This window comes from Arthrobacter sp. 05L428 (genome assembly GCF_056397665.1).
Genome location: NZ_JBFTNW010000001.1, coordinates 1,196,581 through 1,212,794 on the forward strand (window position 1 = coordinate 1,196,581; position 16,214 = coordinate 1,212,794).

Annotated in this window: 15 protein-coding genes; 14 read left to right on the forward strand and 1 reads right to left on the reverse strand. The window is 68.8% G+C overall.

Annotated features, from left to right (window positions below; all coding sequences use genetic code 11):
* Positions 1-41: 41 nt before the first annotated feature.
* Entirely contained in the window at positions 42-1,823 is a 1,782-nt protein-coding gene (gene aspS, locus AC1DH3_RS05575) for an aspartate--tRNA ligase (RefSeq protein ID WP_476908784.1), read from the forward strand.
* A gap of 91 nt (positions 1,824-1,914) precedes the next feature.
* Positions 1,915-2,703 (forward strand): GNAT family N-acetyltransferase, encoded by a 789-nt coding sequence (locus AC1DH3_RS05580; RefSeq protein ID WP_476908785.1) that lies wholly within the window; start codon positions 1,915-1,917, stop codon positions 2,701-2,703.
* A gap of 106 nt (positions 2,704-2,809) precedes the next feature.
* Here AC1DH3_RS05580 and AC1DH3_RS05585 read toward each other — a convergent pair whose 3' ends face one another.
* The gene (locus AC1DH3_RS05585; protein ID WP_476908786.1) at positions 2,810-3,457 is read right to left on the reverse strand and encodes an acVLRF1 family peptidyl-tRNA hydrolase; all 648 of its coding nucleotides are present in this window, start codon (positions 3,455-3,457) and stop codon (positions 2,810-2,812) included.
* Positions 3,458-3,534: 77 nt separating this feature from the next.
* Here AC1DH3_RS05585 and AC1DH3_RS05590 point away from each other — a divergent pair, with 77 nt between their 5' ends.
* From AC1DH3_RS05590 to AC1DH3_RS05645, 12 genes are all read left to right on the forward strand, one after another.
* Positions 3,535-4,983, forward strand: a complete 1,449-nt coding sequence (locus AC1DH3_RS05590; protein WP_476908787.1) for a replication-associated recombination protein A — start codon at positions 3,535-3,537, stop codon at positions 4,981-4,983.
* Positions 4,984-5,164: 181 nt separating this feature from the next.
* Positions 5,165-5,791: a 30S ribosomal protein S4 gene (rpsD, locus tag AC1DH3_RS05595; protein WP_091251848.1), complete on the forward strand. Its 627-nt coding sequence runs from the start codon at positions 5,165-5,167 to the stop codon at positions 5,789-5,791.
* Between the two features lie 147 nt (positions 5,792-5,938).
* Positions 5,939-6,313: a DUF948 domain-containing protein gene (locus AC1DH3_RS05600; RefSeq protein WP_175321020.1), complete on the forward strand. Its 375-nt coding sequence runs from the start codon at positions 5,939-5,941 to the stop codon at positions 6,311-6,313.
* Positions 6,314-6,342: 29 nt separating this feature from the next.
* Positions 6,343-6,597 (forward strand): DUF6167 family protein, encoded by a 255-nt coding sequence (locus AC1DH3_RS05605; RefSeq protein WP_441417704.1) that lies wholly within the window; start codon positions 6,343-6,345, stop codon positions 6,595-6,597.
* Positions 6,598-6,794: 197 nt separating this feature from the next.
* Positions 6,795-9,473: an alanine--tRNA ligase gene (gene alaS / locus AC1DH3_RS05610; protein ID WP_476892469.1), complete on the forward strand. Its 2,679-nt coding sequence runs from the start codon at positions 6,795-6,797 to the stop codon at positions 9,471-9,473.
* Between the two features lie 13 nt (positions 9,474-9,486).
* On the forward strand, positions 9,487-10,101 hold the full coding sequence (gene ruvX, locus AC1DH3_RS05615) for a Holliday junction resolvase RuvX (RefSeq protein WP_476892470.1): 615 nt from the start codon (positions 9,487-9,489) through the stop codon (positions 10,099-10,101).
* Complete coding sequence (gene mltG, locus AC1DH3_RS05620; protein WP_476892471.1) at positions 10,082-11,860, forward strand: endolytic transglycosylase MltG; 1,779 nt, start codon at positions 10,082-10,084, stop codon at positions 11,858-11,860. The genes ruvX and mltG overlap by 20 nt, the downstream gene beginning before the upstream one ends.
* Entirely contained in the window at positions 11,857-12,741 is an 885-nt protein-coding gene (locus tag AC1DH3_RS05625) for a shikimate dehydrogenase (RefSeq protein ID WP_476892676.1), read from the forward strand. The genes mltG and AC1DH3_RS05625 overlap by 4 nt, the downstream gene beginning before the upstream one ends.
* Positions 12,742-12,767: 26 nt before the next feature.
* Positions 12,768-13,967: a chorismate synthase gene (gene aroC, locus AC1DH3_RS05630; protein ID WP_476908788.1), complete on the forward strand. Its 1,200-nt coding sequence runs from the start codon at positions 12,768-12,770 to the stop codon at positions 13,965-13,967.
* The gene (locus tag AC1DH3_RS05635; RefSeq protein ID WP_476892472.1) at positions 13,967-14,581 is read left to right on the forward strand and encodes a shikimate kinase; all 615 of its coding nucleotides are present in this window, start codon (positions 13,967-13,969) and stop codon (positions 14,579-14,581) included. Before aroC ends, AC1DH3_RS05635 begins: the two co-directional genes overlap by 1 nt.
* Positions 14,578-15,669 carry a 3-dehydroquinate synthase gene (gene aroB / locus AC1DH3_RS05640; protein WP_476908789.1) on the forward strand — a complete coding sequence of 364 codons (1,092 nt, stop codon included), beginning with the start codon at positions 14,578-14,580 and terminating at the stop codon, positions 15,667-15,669. Before AC1DH3_RS05635 ends, aroB begins: the two co-directional genes overlap by 4 nt.
* Positions 15,669-16,187, forward strand: coding sequence for a tetratricopeptide repeat protein (locus AC1DH3_RS05645; protein WP_476908790.1), 519 nt, complete (start codon positions 15,669-15,671; stop codon positions 16,185-16,187). Before aroB ends, AC1DH3_RS05645 begins: the two co-directional genes overlap by 1 nt.
* The last annotated feature ends 27 nt before the right edge of the window (positions 16,188-16,214 follow it).

The window sequence follows — 16,214 nt, forward strand, 5'->3', positions numbered from 1 at the left end:
CCCATTTAACACCACCCTGTTTTCCTTCTGAAAGGCGAGCTGTGCTGCGCACACACGACCTCGGATCCCTTCGCTCCGAGCACATTGGACAAACCGTAACCCTCGCCGGCTGGGTCGGCCGGCGTCGTGACCACGGTGGTGTCGCATTCGTGGACCTGCGCGACGCTTCGGGCGTCGCCCAGGTGGTCGTCCGCGAAGAAGAGGTCTTCCACGGCCTCCGCAACGAGTTCGTGCTGCAGGTAATCGGCACCGTCGCCAAGCGTCCCGAGGGCAACGAGAACCCGGCGCTGGCCACCGGCGAGATCGAGGTCATGGCCGAGAAGGTCACCATCCTCAACACCTCCGACCCGCTGCCGTTCCAGATCGACGAGCACGTTGAGGTGGGCGAGGAAGCCCGCCTCAAGCACCGCTACCTGGACCTGCGCCGCCCGGGCCCGGCCCGCAACCTTCGCCTGCGCTCCGAAGCCAACCGGGTGGCCCGCGAACTGCTGCACCAGGACGGCTACGTCGAGATCGAGACGCCCACGCTGACCCGCTCGACGCCGGAAGGCGCCCGCGACTTCGTCGTCCCCGCCCGCCTCGCACCGGGTTCCTGGTATGCGCTGCCGCAGTCGCCGCAGCTCTTCAAGCAGCTCTTGCAGGTCGGCGGCTTCGAGAAGTACTACCAGATCGCCCGCTGCTACCGCGACGAGGACTTCCGCGCCGACCGCCAGCCTGAGTTCACCCAGCTCGACATCGAAGCCAGCTTCGTGGAGCAGGATGACATCATCGGCCTCGGCGAGAGCATCGTGAAGGCGCTGTGGAAGCTGATCGACGTCGAGATCCCCACCCCTATCCAGCGCATCACCTACAACGATGCGATGGCCCGCTACGGCTCGGACAAGCCGGACCTGCGCTTCGGCCTGGAGCTGACCGAGCTCACCGAGTTCTTCAAAGACACGAACTTCGGCGTCTTCAAGGCGCCCTACGTTGGTGCCGTCGTGATGCCGGGCGGCGCCTCGCAGGCCCGCCGGGCCCTGGATGCCTGGCAGGAATGGGCCAAGCAGCGCGGTGCCAAGGGCCTCGCCTACGTGCTCTTCAAGGAAGACGGCGAGCTTGCCGGTCCGGTGGCCAAGAACCTGACCGAGGCCGAACGCGCCGGCCTCGCCGACGCCGTCGGCGCCAAGCCCGGCGACTGCATCTTCTTCGCCGCCGGTGAGAAGACCCCGTCCCGTGCGCTGCTCGGCGCCGCCCGGGTCGAGATCGGCCACCGCACCGGCCTGATCAACCCGAGCGACTGGGCGTTCTGCTGGGTGGTCGACGCGCCGATGTTCGAACCGGCGGCAGCGGCCGTCGCGTCCGGCGATGTCGCCGTCGGCGGCGGCAAGTGGACGGCCGTGCACCACGCATTCACCTCGCCCAAACCGGAATTCATGGACAGCTTCGACACGGACCCGGAAACCGCGCTGGCCTACGCCTACGACATTGTCTGCAACGGCAACGAAATCGGCGGCGGCTCCATCCGTATCCACCAGGGCGACATCCAGGAGCGGGTCTTCAAGGTCATGGGCCTCTCGCACGAGGACGCCCAGGAGAAGTTCGGCTTCCTGCTCGAGGGCTTCAAGTTCGGCGCGCCCCCGCACGGCGGCATCGCGTTCGGCTGGGACCGCGTGGTCTCGCTGCTCGCCGGCGTGGACTCCATCCGCGACGTCATTGCCTTCCCGAAGTCCGGCGGCGGCTACGACCCGCTGACCCAGGCGCCCGCGCCCATCACGGCGCAGCAGCGCAAGGAGGCCGGCGTCGACTTCAAGCCGGAAGCCAAGAAGGACGAGGGCTCAAAGTAGCCTGACCCGATCAGCAGCAAAGGCTCCCCGGGCAACCGGGGGGCCTTTGCCGTTCAAACCGGCGGTCATTTCTTTTGCGGAGGTCACGAACATGGAAGCAGTGCCCGGCCTTGAGGCCCTGATGGACGCCGCGTGGCCAGCCGCCGACCGAGAGGAGTGCGGCGGCTGGGAGCTTCGGGCTGCCTCGGGCGTGACGCAGCGGGCCAACTCGGTGTGGCCCCGCCAGCCGGGAGCTGACCCGAACGCGCAGCTCGCCGCGCTCCGGGACGCCCGGCTCTGGTACCGGGCCCGCCGCCAGCCGCTGATCTTCCAGGTCTTCGACGACCCGCGCTCCGCGCCGCTCAACGCCCTCCTCGATACCGAAGGTTTCACCCGCCAGTCGGAAACCCTCGTCCTGGTCCGGGCCGGAGGTAGGCCGGCTCCGGGTTTGGCCCGCGGCGTCGAGCTCTCCACGGAACCCTCCGGCGAGTGGCTGCAGCTGTGGTGGAGCGTCGACGGCCGCGGCGACGAGACGGCCCTGGACGTGGCCCGCGGCATCCTGACCGGTTGTCCCTCGCTCTACGCCCTCGTGCGGGACGCCGACGGCGCCCCCGCCGCCGTCGGACGCCTTGCCCTGCCCGTCGCGGAACCTGGCAGCCCCCGGTGGGGTGGTCTCTACTGCATGGCGACCCGTCCCGACGCGCGCCGGCGGGGTTACGCCGCCAGGGTGCTGCACGCCTTGCTGGGTGAGGGAACGCGCCGGGACCTGGCCGGCTACTGGCTGCTCGTCACGGCGGCCAACACCGGGGCCCAGGAACTCTACGCCCGCGCCGGCTTCGAGGAGTCCGGCCGGTATCTGTACCGGCAGGAGCGCCCCAAGCGACACCTGACCGGCTGCTGACCGCGGATCCCTTGGGCCGTTTCGACGGTTCCCTGCGCACAAGGTGTTTCGCAGCGTCGAACGGGCACGGAACCGTCGAAACGGCCGGGTAGGGAGAGCCTGTGCCCTACGCCGGCGGGTCTGTGACCATGATCCGCACCGCACACGCGTCGGCCGCGGCCTTCTTCAGCACGGCCGCGCGCGGGTCCGGGACGTCCAGGAACGGCAGCCGGACCAGCGCCGCGTAACGCTTGAGCACGGGTTCGGCGAGTACCTGCTCGGCCAGGGTGCGGTCCCCGCCCGGGGCGAGGTATTCGACGCTGTGGTCCGCGAAAATCCGGGCGGCATGCTCGGCCACGGCCTCCACCAGGGCGCCGGCCTGGTTGGCGCGGCGCCGGGCGAAACGCTGCTGGGACCAGCCGCCCGCCGCGGTGCGGGACTGCACATGCCGGGTCCCGGTTTTGGCGGCGAGCACCCGGCCCTCGGACACCACCGCCACCGAGTAGCCGCCGCGGCGCACCAGCACCAGGCCGAGCCGGCGCGGCTGCGAGGCCAGCGACGCCAGCCGGGCCACGGGATCGTTCCCGCGGCCGGGCCGTCCGCCGTCGGGCCAGGGCGGGAGCAGCAGGGCGGTGGCGCCGTCGGCCGCGAGCAGCCGCAGGCCGGCGTCGTCGGGCTCCTCCCGCAACTCCCCGTGGCTGGCGCGGAACCGCTCCACCCAGCCGGGCAGCCGTCCGCCGGAGACGAACGCCACACGGGTGTCGGGGCTGGCCATGGCGCGGATCTCCGTTGTGAGGGTGCAGGGGCGGCCGCCGTGTCGGGGCGGGCAGGAACTAGAAGTAGCCTATCTATGTGGATGATCTCTTTGGCTCAGGGCAGGACAACGCGTCGGCAAACAACGACGTCGACGCCGAAGAGTCCGGCGGTGCCAGCTCCCCGAGCGGCACAACAGCCCGCTCCGCTCCGCGCAGCCCGCTGGCCGTCCGGATGCGGCCGCGCAGCCTCGACGACGTTGTGGGCCAGCAGCACCTCCTGGGCCAGGGATCGCCGCTGCGCCAGCTGGCGGCCGGCAGCGACGCCACCGGACCGGCCGGACCGAGCTCGCTGATCCTCTGGGGACCGCCCGGCACCGGCAAGACCACGCTGGCACACGTCATCGCCAAAGGCCCGGGCCGGAAGTTCGTCGAGCTCTCCGCCATCACCGCCGGCGTGAAGGACGTCCGCCGGGTCATGGATGAGGCCCTCACCGCACGGGACCTGTACAAGACCACGACGGTGCTGTTCCTGGACGAGATCCACCGCTTCAACAAGGCCCAGCAGGATGCGCTGCTGCCCGGCGTCGAAAACCGCTGGGTGGTCCTGGTCGCGGCCACCACGGAAAATCCCTCGTTCTCCGTGGTGTCGCCGCTGCTGTCCCGCTCGCTGCTCCTGACGCTTAAACCGCTGACCGACGCCGACGTCGAAGGACTGCTGCGCCGGGCCGCCACGGACGCGCGGGGCCTGAACGGCAAGGTGGAACTGGACGAGGAAGCACTCGCCCACCTGGTCCGGCTCTCCGGCGGGGACGCGCGCCGGGCGCTCACGGCGCTGGAGGCCGCCGCCGGCGTCGCCTTCGGGGACGCGGACGACACTGACGGGATCACCGGGGCGGGCGGAGATGCACCCGTCAGGATCGAGCTCAAGCACACCGAACGTGCCCTCGACGTCGCATCGGTGCGCTACGACCGCGCCGGCGACCAGCACTACGACGTCGCCAGCGCGTTCATCAAGTCCATCCGCGGATCCGACGTCGACGCCGCGCTGCACTACCTGGCCCGGATGCTTGAGGCAGGGGAGGACCCCCGCTTCGTGGCCCGCCGGATCGTCATCTCCGCGGCTGAGGACGTCGGCATGGCCGACCCCACCGCGCTGCAGACCGCGGTGGCGGCGGCCCAGGCGGTGCAGCTGATCGGCATGCCCGAGGGGCGCATCATCCTGGCCGAGGCCGTGGTCCACCTTGCCACCGCACCGAAGTCCAACGCCGCGTACATGGGCATCAACCAGGCGATCGCCGACGTCCGTGCCGGCCTCGGCAACGGCATCCCGGCGCACCTGCGCGACGCCCACTATCCCGGATCCAAGCAGCTGGGGCACGGCAAGGGCTACAAGTACGCGCACGACGCGCCGCATGCGGTGGCCACCCAGCAGTACCCGCCGGACGACCTCGTTGGCCGGAACTACTACGAACCCACCGGCAACGGCGCCGAACGCGACATCTCCACCCGGCTGGAACGGCTGCGGAAGATCATCCGGGGCAAGTGAACCTCTGGTAGGATTGATCGTTGTCTGGCAAGGCACGGACGCACAATCCACCAGTTCTCGGCAGTTCCTGCTGATTTGATGGGTTCGCCCTGTGCCCAGTAGCAAAAGGCAGCGGTTGGCCGATGCTCTCCATCGTGGAGGCCAGTAACACTGACACACCGCAGATATTGGAAGGACACAAGTGGCTAACAACACTCGTGCTCGCCGTACCGCACGCCTCTCGCGTGCACTCGGCATCGCTCTGACCCCCAAGGCCGCCAAGTACATGGAGCGCCGCCCGTACGGCCCCGGTGAGCATGGCCGTGCCCGCAAGAAGCAGGACTCCGACTACGCCGTACGTCTGCGCGAAAAGCAGCGCCTGCGCGCCCAGTACGGCATCCGCGAAGCCCAGATGACCCGTGCCTTCGAAGAAGCACGCCGCACCAAGGGCCTGACCGGTGAAAACCTGATCGAACTGCTCGAAATGCGTCTCGACGCCCTCGTGCTGCGTGCCGGCTTCGCCCGCACCATCGCCCAGGCCCGCCAGCTGGTTGTGCACCGCCACATCCTGGTTGACGGCATCCGCGTTGACCGCCCGTCTTTCCGCGTCGGTGAGGGCCAGCTGGTCCACGTCCACAGCCGCAGCGAGACCATGCCTCCGTTCCAGGTGGCAGCAGCCGGCGCGCACCGCGACGTGCTGCCGATGGTTCCGGCCTACCTGGACGTCAAGCTTGACGCCCTGCAGGCACGCCTGGTCCGTCGCCCGAAGCGCTCCGAGATCCCCGTGACCTGCGAAGAGCAGCTCGTCGTGGAATTCTACGCACGCTAGATCCAACGCGACACCTTACAAAGAAGCCCGTGGCAAGCGCCGCGGGCTTCTTTGTATGTAAGGTACTTGGGGGAGTTCTCCGCTTGCCATGCCCGGCCAGTGGAGGACCACGCAGGAATCCACGTAGTTTCAAGGAGATGAACGTCTATGTCTGGTGGCGATATTGCCGGCCTGATCGCGGCCGGAGTGTTTGCACTGCTGGTCCTGCTGCTCGCCGTACCGATCCTCAAGCTCGGTGGTGTGTTCGACGAGGTCCGCAGCACCATCCGCTCGATCAGCGACGGCGCCACCCCGCTCATGGATGAGGTCACCGCCACCGTCTCCACCACCAACCAGCAGCTGAAGAAGGTCGACGGGATCGCCTCCAACGTCTCAGACGCCTCCGCCAACATCTCGGCGCTGTCCTCGCTGGTCGCCGCGACCGTCGGCTCGCCGCTGATCAAGGTTGCCGCCTTCAGCTACGGTGTGCGGTCCGCCTTCTCAGCCCGCAAGAAGCCCGCCACCGGCCGCCGTAGCCGCTGACCAAACCGATCACGCTGACAGGATCTGACATGAACAGAATCATCTGGATGGGCATCGGCGTCGCGATCGGTGTCATCGCTTTCCGCAAGCTCACCGAGGCGCAGTCGACCCTTGGCCCCGAAGGCCTGAACCGTGCCGTCGGCCGGCTCGCCGACGGCGTGTACGACTTCGCCGACGCCGTCCGCGTCGGGATGCTCGAGCGGGAAACCGAACTCCGCACCGCCCTCGGGGTGGACGCCAGCGCAGACGGCGCCGTCACCGGCCGGGATGCGCTCCGGCGCTAGCCGGGGGAGAATGGGAAACAACGGCGCCCCGCGGGGCGCCTGCCGGAACCAGGCCGGCGCATCAAAGAATTTTCCGAAGGCTGGCAGCACGGCGCCCCGCGCCCACATGCTGGCACACACCGCTGGCAGAAACCGGTGGCAGGCAACCAGCCCGGAACCAACTACGCAGTGCATATTGAAGGGTAAGTAACCAGGTTATGAAGTCGCAGGAGATCACCAAGCGCTGGATCGACTTTTTTGTCAGCAAGGGCCACACCGCCGTGCCCTCCGCCTCCCTGGTCTCCAGCGACCCCTCCCTGCTGTTCACCGTGGCCGGCATGGTCCCCTTCATCCCGTACCTCACCGCGCGTGAGGAAGCCCCCTACTCCCGCGCCACCAGCGTGCAGAAGTGCATCCGCACCGGCGACATCGAAGAGGTCGGCAAGACCGCGCGGCACGGCACGTTCTTCCAGATGTGCGGCAACTTCTCCTTCGGCGACTACTTCAAGGAAGACGCCATCAAGTTCGCCTGGGAACTGCTCACCACGAGCGTCGACGACGGCGGCTACGGCCTGCCGCCCGAGCGCCTCTGGGTCACCGTCTACGAAGAGGACGACGAGGCCAAGGAACTCTGGCTCAAGAACACCGGCGTCCCGGCCGAGCGGATCCAGCGGATGGGCAAGGCGGACAACTACTGGTCCACCGGCCAGCCCGGCCCGGCCGGCCCCTGCTCCGAGATCTACTACGACCGCGGCCCGGCCTACGGCATCGAGGGCGGCCCGCTGGCCGACGAGACCCGGTACATCGAAATCTGGAACCTCGTCTTCATGCAGTACCAGATCGACAACGTCCGCTCCAAGGTGGACTTCGACATCACCGGCGAACTGCCGAAGAAGAACATCGACACCGGCCTCGGCATGGAACGCCTCGCAATGATCCTGCAGGGCGTCGAGAACATGTACGAGACGGACCAGGTCCGTCCGGTGATCGACAAGGCCGCCGCGCTCTCCGGCAAGGAATACACCTCCGCGGAAACCCCGGCGGACCCCCACCACACGGACGACGTCAGGATGCGCGTGGTGGCAGACCACATCCGCTCTGCCCTGATGCTGATCGCCGACGGCGTCACCCCCTCCAACGAGGGCCGCGGCTACGTGCTGCGCCGCCTGATCCGCCGGGCGGTGCGCTCGATGCGGCTCCTCGGCGTCGAGAAGGCCTGCCTGCCCGAGCTGCTGCCCGCCTCCCGCGACGCCATGAAGGGTGTCTACCCGATCGTGGAGACCGACTTCGACCGGATCAGCCGGATCGCCTACGCCGAGGAGAAGGCGTTCCTGCGCACCATCGCCTCCGGCACCGCGCGGCTCGAGGACGCCGTGAAGGAATCCAAGGCCGCCGGCCAGCCGCTCTCCGGCGCCGACGCCTTCGCGCTGCACGACACCTACGGCTTCCCGATCGACCTCACCCTTGAAATGGCCGAGGAAGCCGGGCTCAAGGTCGACGAGCCGGAGTTCCGCAAACTCATGCTGGAACAGCGCCAGCGCGCCCAGGCGGACGCCAAGGGCAAGAAGGGCGCCCACGCGGACCTCAGCGCCTTCCAGGAGCTGCTGGCCGCGGGGGAGACCGTCTTCACCGGCTACACCGAGCTTGCCGGAGAATCCAAGGTGCGCGGCATCCTGGCCGGCGGCCGGAAGGTCTCGCAGGCCTCCACCGGCGAGGAAATCGAACTGGTCCTGGCCGAGACCCCGTTCTACGCCGAAGCCGGCGGCCAGGCCGCCGACACCGGGCTGATCACCGGAGACGGCTTCGTCGTCGAGGTCCTTGACGTGCAGCGGCCCATCAAGGGCCTGAGCGTGCACAAGGCAATCGTCCGCGAGGGCGAAATCGGAGCCGACTCACTGGTCCAGGCCGCCGTGGACCGGGAACGCCGCCACGCCGCCGAGCAGGCGCACACCGGCACGCACATCGTGCACGCGGCCCTGCACCAGATCCTCGGCCCGGAGGCTACGCAGCGCGGTTCGTTCAACAAGGCCGGCTACCTCCGCTTCGACTTCGCCTGGGGTGAGGGCCTCAGCGCCGCCACCCGCTCCGAGATCGAAGAAGTGTCCAACATCGCCATCCGGAACAACTTCCAGGTGCAGACCAAGGTCATGGGCCTGGCCGAAGCGAAGGCCCTCGGCGCCATGGCGCTGTTCGGCGAGAACTACGGCAACGAGGTCCGCGTCGTGGAGATCGACGGCGCCTGGTCCCGTGAGCTTTGTGGCGGAACGCACGTGTCCAACACCTCGCTGATCGGCAGCCTGTCGCTGCTCGGCGAACAGTCCGTTGGTTCGGGAAACCGCCGCGTGGAGGCCTTCGTCGGCATGGACGCGTTCCGGCACCTCGCTGCTGAACGCGCCCTGGTCACCGAACTCACCGAGATGCTCAAGGTTCCTTCCGGCCTGCTCACCGAGCGGATCGCCAGCACCCTGAACAAGCTGAAGACGGCGGAAAAGGAACTCGAGCGGCTCCGCAAGGAACAGCTCACGGCTGCCGCAGCGCAGTTGGTGGGCACCGCCAAGGACGCCGCCGGCGTCAAGGTGATCGCCCACGATGCCGGCCTGGTCAGCGGAGCCGACGACCTTCGCGGCCTCGCCCTTGACCTCCGGACCCGGCTGGGCTCCGAGCCGGCCGCCGTCGCGGTCGCCGGCGTTAGCAACGACCGCCCGGTCATCCTGATCGCCACCAACGAGGCTGCCCGGTCCGCCGGCGTCAAGGCCGGTGCGCTGGTCCGCCTCGCCGCCGGTATCCTCGGTGGCGGCGGCGGTGGCAAGGACGACGTTGCACAGGGCGGCGGCACCGACGCTTCCAAGGTCGGCGCGGCCCTCTCCGCCGTCGTGGACGCCATTACCCGGCGCTAACCCAGGACCTTGGATGACTGAATCGGCCGTGCCCGGCGCCTACCCCCAGGGCGTGAAACTCGGGGTGGACGTCGGCACCGTCAGGGTGGGCGTCGCGGTGTGCGACCGCGACGGCATCCTGGCCACGCCCCTGCGGACGCTGGCCCGCAATGCCAAGAAGAACACCGACGTCCGGATCCTCGCGGATCTTGCCGTGGAGCTCGGAGCGGTGGAAATTTTTGTGGGCCTGCCACGCACCATGAAAGGTGAAGAGCACGCTTCCGCCCGAATGGCCACCGAATATGCAAAGCTACTGGTCAGTAAACTATTGGACGCCGGATCCGGCGTGCCGGTGAGGTTGGTTGACGAACGGCTGAGCACCGTGTCAGCCCACCGCGACCTGCACCAAGCTGGCATGAGCAGCAGGGACCACCGTAAAGTAGTTGATCAGGTCGCGGCCGCAGGTATCCTGCAGCATGCGATCGATATGCAAAAGGCCAGGGGAACGGATGTAGGAAACCGCGTCAGCGCGGACCTCCCTCCGGGGCCACCCGGTGACGACGCTCAGGCCGTCCCGGCAGTACACACGCATTCTGCACAACGCATTCTGCCCAAAATGGAAGGCTACAGTGAGCCCGGTCAACAATGACGACTCCTCTGGTGTTGCCAAGAGCGGCGCCGGCCGACCGCTGACGCGCAAAGAGATCAGGGCCCAGGAGAAGTTCCTGGCCACCCAGGGTCACGACGTCATCCCGCCGCAGGCCTTCGAGACGGGGCCGGAAGCTCCGGCCGTGCCGCCCGCCGACGCTTCGGCCACGGCTGATGCACCCCGTGAACCCTCCGCAGACGCCCCGGAACCCCCGGAGGCTGCGCCGACCGTGCACGAACCCGTGAACGAGAGCCCCGCCGCGCGCGTGCACGAGGAGCCCGAACACGAGGATCCCGCACACGCAGCACCCATACACGCAGAACCTGCGCACGCGGAGCCGGTGCTTGAACAGCCCGGGCACGCCACACCCCAGCCGGAACAGCCTGTGCACGAGGACCCCGCGCAGGGGGAGCCGGTCCACGGCTACTCCGGTCACGACGAACCGCACCATGATCAACCGCAGCACGAGGAACCCGCGCTCGAGGAGCCGGTCCACGAGTACGCCGGCGGGATGTCCCGCGAGGAAACCCTGCGCCGGGCCGACGCGCTGCAGTACGGCCACGGCCTTCACGACGGGGCGGATTTCCACCAGGCCTACGCGGACCAGCCCGACGATGAGGCCCACCATGTCTACGACGACGAGCCCGGCCACGACCTGATGGCCGGCGCCGCCAGCCTTCCCACCGCCAAGGGCCCCTCCAAGAAGGTCCGCCGCCGCCGCCGCTTCCTCGCCCTCGTCCTGACGTTGGCCGTGTTCGTGGTCGCAATCGTGGTCGGCGCGCAGGTCATCAAACCCCTGCTCGGCGGCGACAAGGTCGCCGACTACCCGGGCCCGGGAACCGGTTCGGTGACGATTACCGTTCCGCCGGGTGCCGGACCCCGGTCCGTGGCGGCGGAGATGGAATCCAAAAAGGTCATTGCGAACGCCGATTCCTTCGTCAAGCAGTTCGCCGCCTCGGGCGGCGCCCTGAGCCCGGGGACATTCACGATGCGCAACGAAATGAACAACTCGGATGCCGTGGCCGTCCTGTTGAACAAGGGCCAGGAAAAGGTCATGTACGTTGCCCTGAGCGCCGGTTTGAGGATCAGCGAATCGCTGCAGGCCATATCCGAGGGCACCGGAATCCCGGTGGCGGAGCTCAAGGCACTCAGCGACTCCCCGAAGCAGTTCGGTGTGCCGGCCAAGGCCAAGAACCTCGAAGGGTTCCTGTTCCCGGGCGAGTACCGCTTCCCGCTGGGCACGTCCGGGAAGGACGTACTGCAGAAACTGGTCGGCAGCACGCTGGAGGAACTCAAGTCACAGGGCGTGACCGATCCGGCCAAGCAGTACGACGCCATCACGGTCGCGAGCATCGTGCAGGCCGAAGGTGGCCAGGCGGAATACGGAGACGTCGCCGGCGCGATCTACAACCGGCTCAAGCCCAACAACACCGAGACGAACGGCCTGATCCAGTCCGACGCCACGGTGACCTACGGGCTGGGCATCCGGAGCTTCCACATCGACGAGGACCAGAAGGCCGACAAGTCGAACAAATACAACACGTACGCCAACGCCGGCCTGCCGGCGGGCCCGATCGGTTCGCCGGGCAAGCGGGCTATCGACGCGGCCGCCAAGCCGAAGAAGAACGACTACCTCTACTGGGTCACCATCAACCTGGACACCAAGGAGACGAAGTTCTCCAAAACCCTGGCCGAGCACAACGGCTACGTGGCCAAGTACAACGCCTGGTGCGAGGCCAATCCCGGACGTTGCGTGTGACGCTGCGGGCCGCCGTCCTCGGGCATCCCATCAGCCACTCAAAGTCGCCGGCCCTGCATCGCGCCGCCTACGCCAAGCTCGGCGTGGAAGTGGCCTATGACGCCGTCGACGTCACCGAGGAGGCCCTCCCGGCCTTCATGGCGGGCGTACGCGGGGACGAAGGCTGGCGCGGGCTGTCGGTGACCATGCCGCTCAAGGCCGCGATGGCCGCCGAGGTGGACGAGGTCCGCGGCGTCGCCCGGCAGTTGGGCGTCATCAACACCGTGGCCTTTGAGCGGCCGGGCGCTGCCGCCGGTGCGCCGGTCCGCCTGGTGGGGTACAACACGGACGTCGCCGGGATCGTCAACGCCGTCCGCTACGCCGGTGTGGCCGCTAAGCCGTCCGCCGTCATCCTCGGCGGCGGCGGAACCGCCGCGGCCGCCATTGCCGCGCTGAAGGAACTCGGTGCCCCGGATGCTGCCGTTTACGTCCGGGACGTCGGCCGCGCCGTCGAAGCCCGGGCAGCGGCCGCCGCCGTCGGACTTCCGCTGCAGGTGCTGCCGCTGACGGCTGCAGCGCCCGCGGTCGCAGCAGCGGACATCGTGATCTCCACCCTGCCGCCCCGCGCCGCTGACGGCCTCGCGGAGGAACTCGCCGCAGCATTGGACGCGAAGGGCGGCACAGTCGCCGGGGTGCTCCTCGACGTGGCCTACGACCCGTGGCCGAGCCGGATCGCCGCGGCCTGGGCGGACGCGGGCGGTCGGGTGGTCCCCGGCCTGGAAATGCTGCTGTACCAGGCGGTGGAGCAGGTCCGCCATTTCACCGGCCTCCAAGGACCCGTGCCGGTGGAGGTCATAGATGTGATGTGTGACGCAGTCGGGGTACCCCGACGGGTGTTCTAAGTGCCTTGCATGGCAGGATGGATTTTATGTTGCGTTGGTTGACTGCCGGAGAATCCCATGGTCCGGCCTTGGTCGGAATTATCGAAGGCGTCCCCGCAGGTGTTGAACTCACCAGCGACCGGATCGTCGAAGCGCTGGCCCGCCGGCGCCTCGGTTACGGCCGCGGCGCCCGGATGAAGTTCGAACAGGACGCCGTGACGGTCCTGGGCGGTGTGCGCCATGGCCTGACCCAGGGCGGCCCCGTCGCGATCCAGGTCGGCAACACCGAGTGGCCCAAATGGGAGCAGATCATGTCTGCGGACCCGGTGGACCCCGAGGCCCTCGCGGACCAGGCCCGCAACGCACCGCTGACCCGGCCTCGGCCGGGCCACGCCGACTTCACCGGCATGCAGAAGTACGGCTTTGACGAGGCCCGCCCGGTCCTGGAGCGCGCCAGCGCCCGGGAGACCGCCACCCGCGTGGCCCTGGGCGCCGTCGCTTCCGCGTTCCTCAAGCAGCTCGGCATCGAACTCGTCTCCCACACGGTGTCCATTGCCAGCGTTTCCGTCCCGGAGGGCCGGCCGCTGCCCGTGCCGGACAACGTGCTGGCCCTCGACGCCGACCCGCTGCGCTGTTTCGACCGCGAGACCTCCGACGCCATGGTCGCGGAGGTGGACATGGCGCACAAGGAAGGCGAAACCCTCGGCGGCGTCGTCGAAGTCCTCGCCTACGGCCTGCCCCCCGGGCTGGGCAGCTACGTCCACTGGGACCGGCGCCTCGACTCGCGCCTCGCTGCCGCCCTGATGGGCATCCAGGCAATCAAGGGCGTGGAGGTCGGCGACGGCTTCCTCACCGCTGCGCGCCGCGGCTCGGCTGCCCACGATGAAATCGTCAAGGACGCCGACGGCAGGATCATCCGCACGTCCAACCGGGCCGGCGGCATCGAAGGCGGCATGAGCATCGGCGACGTGCTCCGCGTCCGCGCCGCCATGAAGCCGATCGCGACGGTGCCGCGCGCGCTCAAGACTGTCGACATCAGCACCGGCGAGGCCGCCAAGGCACACCACCAGCGCTCGGACGTCTGTGCGGTCCCGGCCGCCGGCGTGGTGGCGGAGGCCATGGTGGCGCTGGTCCTCGCCGAAGCGGTCACGGAAAAGTTCGGCGGCGACTCCGTGCAGGAGACCGCCCGCAACATCAAGGGTTACCTGGACAACATTCCGGCGTCCCTGGACTCGATCGGGCACTAGTGCCGGGTCGTCACGCAGCGCGTAAGTCACTGGACCGCCCGGTCGCCCTGATCGGCCCGATGGCGGTCGGCAAGTCCGCTATCGGGCAGCAGCTCGCCCAGCAGCTCGGCGCCCGCTTCGTCGACACCGACGTCGAAGTGGTCGCCCAGCACGGCACCATCGCGGACATTTTCGCCTGCCGCGGCGAAAACGCGTTCCGCGAACTGGAAGCCCGGGCCGTCGCCAAGGCGATCGAGGAGGCCGCAGGCACCAACACCGCAGGCACCAATACCGTCATCTCCCTCGGCGGCGGGGCTGTGCTGGACTCCGGAACGCAGCAGCTGCTGGCCAGCTGCACCGTGGTCTACCTCGAATGCGATGCCGACACCGTCTCCGAGCGGATTGCCCGGAACTCCGGGCGTCCCCTCCTGGCAGGCGACGCGATGGAACGCTGGCGGACGCTGTTCGCCACCCGCCAGCCGGTCTATGAACGCCTCGCGGACCTGACCCTCGATGTCCGGAGCGGTTCCGTCCAGGAGCTCGCGCGCCGGCTTGAAGATGCGCTGGAGCAGCTCGCCGCCGCCCCAACCGCGGCAACGCGCACCCCCGCAGCCACAAGGAAAGTTGAAAAGTGAGCACCGAATCAACCGTCATCAAAGTCACCGGACACGCTCCGGCGGAGAACTACGACGTCGTCGTCGGCCGCGGATTGCTGGCTAAGCTGCCCGGGCTGCTGGGGGAGCGCGTCAAGCGCGTCCTCGTCGTCCACCCGCGCGCCCTGCGGCTCACCGGTGACGCCGTCCGCGAGGAGCTCGCCACCGCCGGCTTCACGGCGCTGACGGCCGAAATTCCGGACGCCGAAGAAGGCAAGCACATCGAGGTGGCGTCGTTCTGCTGGCAGGTGCTGGGCCAGAACGACTTCACCCGCTCGGACGCAATCGTCGCCGTCGGCGGGGGAGCGGTGACCGACCTCGCCGGCTTCGTCGCGGCGACCTGGCTGCGCGGCGTGAAGGTCATCCACATGCCCACGAGCCTGCTCGGCATGGTGGACGCCGCCGTCGGCGGCAAGACCGGCATCAATACCGCCGAGGGGAAGAACCTGGTGGGCGTCTTCCACCCGCCGGCGGGCGTCCTCGCCGACCTGGACACGCTGGACACGCTGCCGAAGAACGAGATGATCTCCGGCATGGCCGAGGTCATCAAGTGCGGCTTCATCGCCGACCCGGCCATCCTCGACCTGACTGAAAAGGACCCCGCCGCGGTCTCGGACCCGCGCTCCGAAACCGTGCGCGAACTGATCGAACGCGCCATCGCGGTCAAGGCCCGGGTCGTCTCCGAGGACCTGAAGGAAACCGGACAGCGCGAGATCCTCAACTACGGCCACACCCTGGGCCACGCGATTGAACTCGCCGAACGCTACTCCTGGCGGCACGGCGCCGCCGTCTCGGTGGGCATGATGTTCGCCGCGGAACTGGCCCGCAGCGTCGGCCGGCTCAGCGACGCCGACGCCGACCGGCATCGGAGCATCCTGGAGAGCCTCGGTCTGCCCATCACCTACCGGCGCGACCGCTGGCAGGCGTTGCTGGACGGCATGCGGCGGGACAAGAAGTCCCGCGGCGACCTGCTGCGCTTCGTGGTGCTCGACGGCGTCGGGCGCCCGGGCATCCTGGACGTGCCGGACACCTCGCTGCTCTTCGCGGCGTACCAGGAAATCGCGTCCTGATGATCAGCGACAGCGGTGGCACGAGCGAGTGGCCCGACGGCGGGTTCCCCGGCATCCGGATCAACCCGGAAACCCTCATGCCGCAGGTGGTCAACGGGGAAGCCTGCGCCGCGGCGCTGGCGGCCTCAACGGACGCCACGGACCTGATCTTCGTGCGCCTCGTGGAAGGGCACCCGGGCGAGGCCGCCGAGCTGCTCGCCGAGGCCCGGTACAAGGACCCGGATTCGTTCCGGCTGCGGATGTTCGAGGCGGAAGTCCTGCGGGTGTCGCACCGCTTCGACCGCGCCGTAGAGCTTTACCGCCAGCTCCTCGCCGAAGCCCAGGGCACTCCTGACGAGGCCGTGGTCCGGCAGCACCTTGGCCGGTCCTACTTCGCCGCCGGCAACATCGCGGCCGCCGTCGAGTCCTTCGCCAAGGCGCTGGACCTGCGGGTGGCGGGCTCGGCTGATGCCGCGCTCATCTACTCCTCGACCGTGGCGCTGCAGCGCGCCCGGGACGTGCTGGACCTGGCCTGCTAGGGGCCGTTCCTGGCCCGTCCGGCAGCG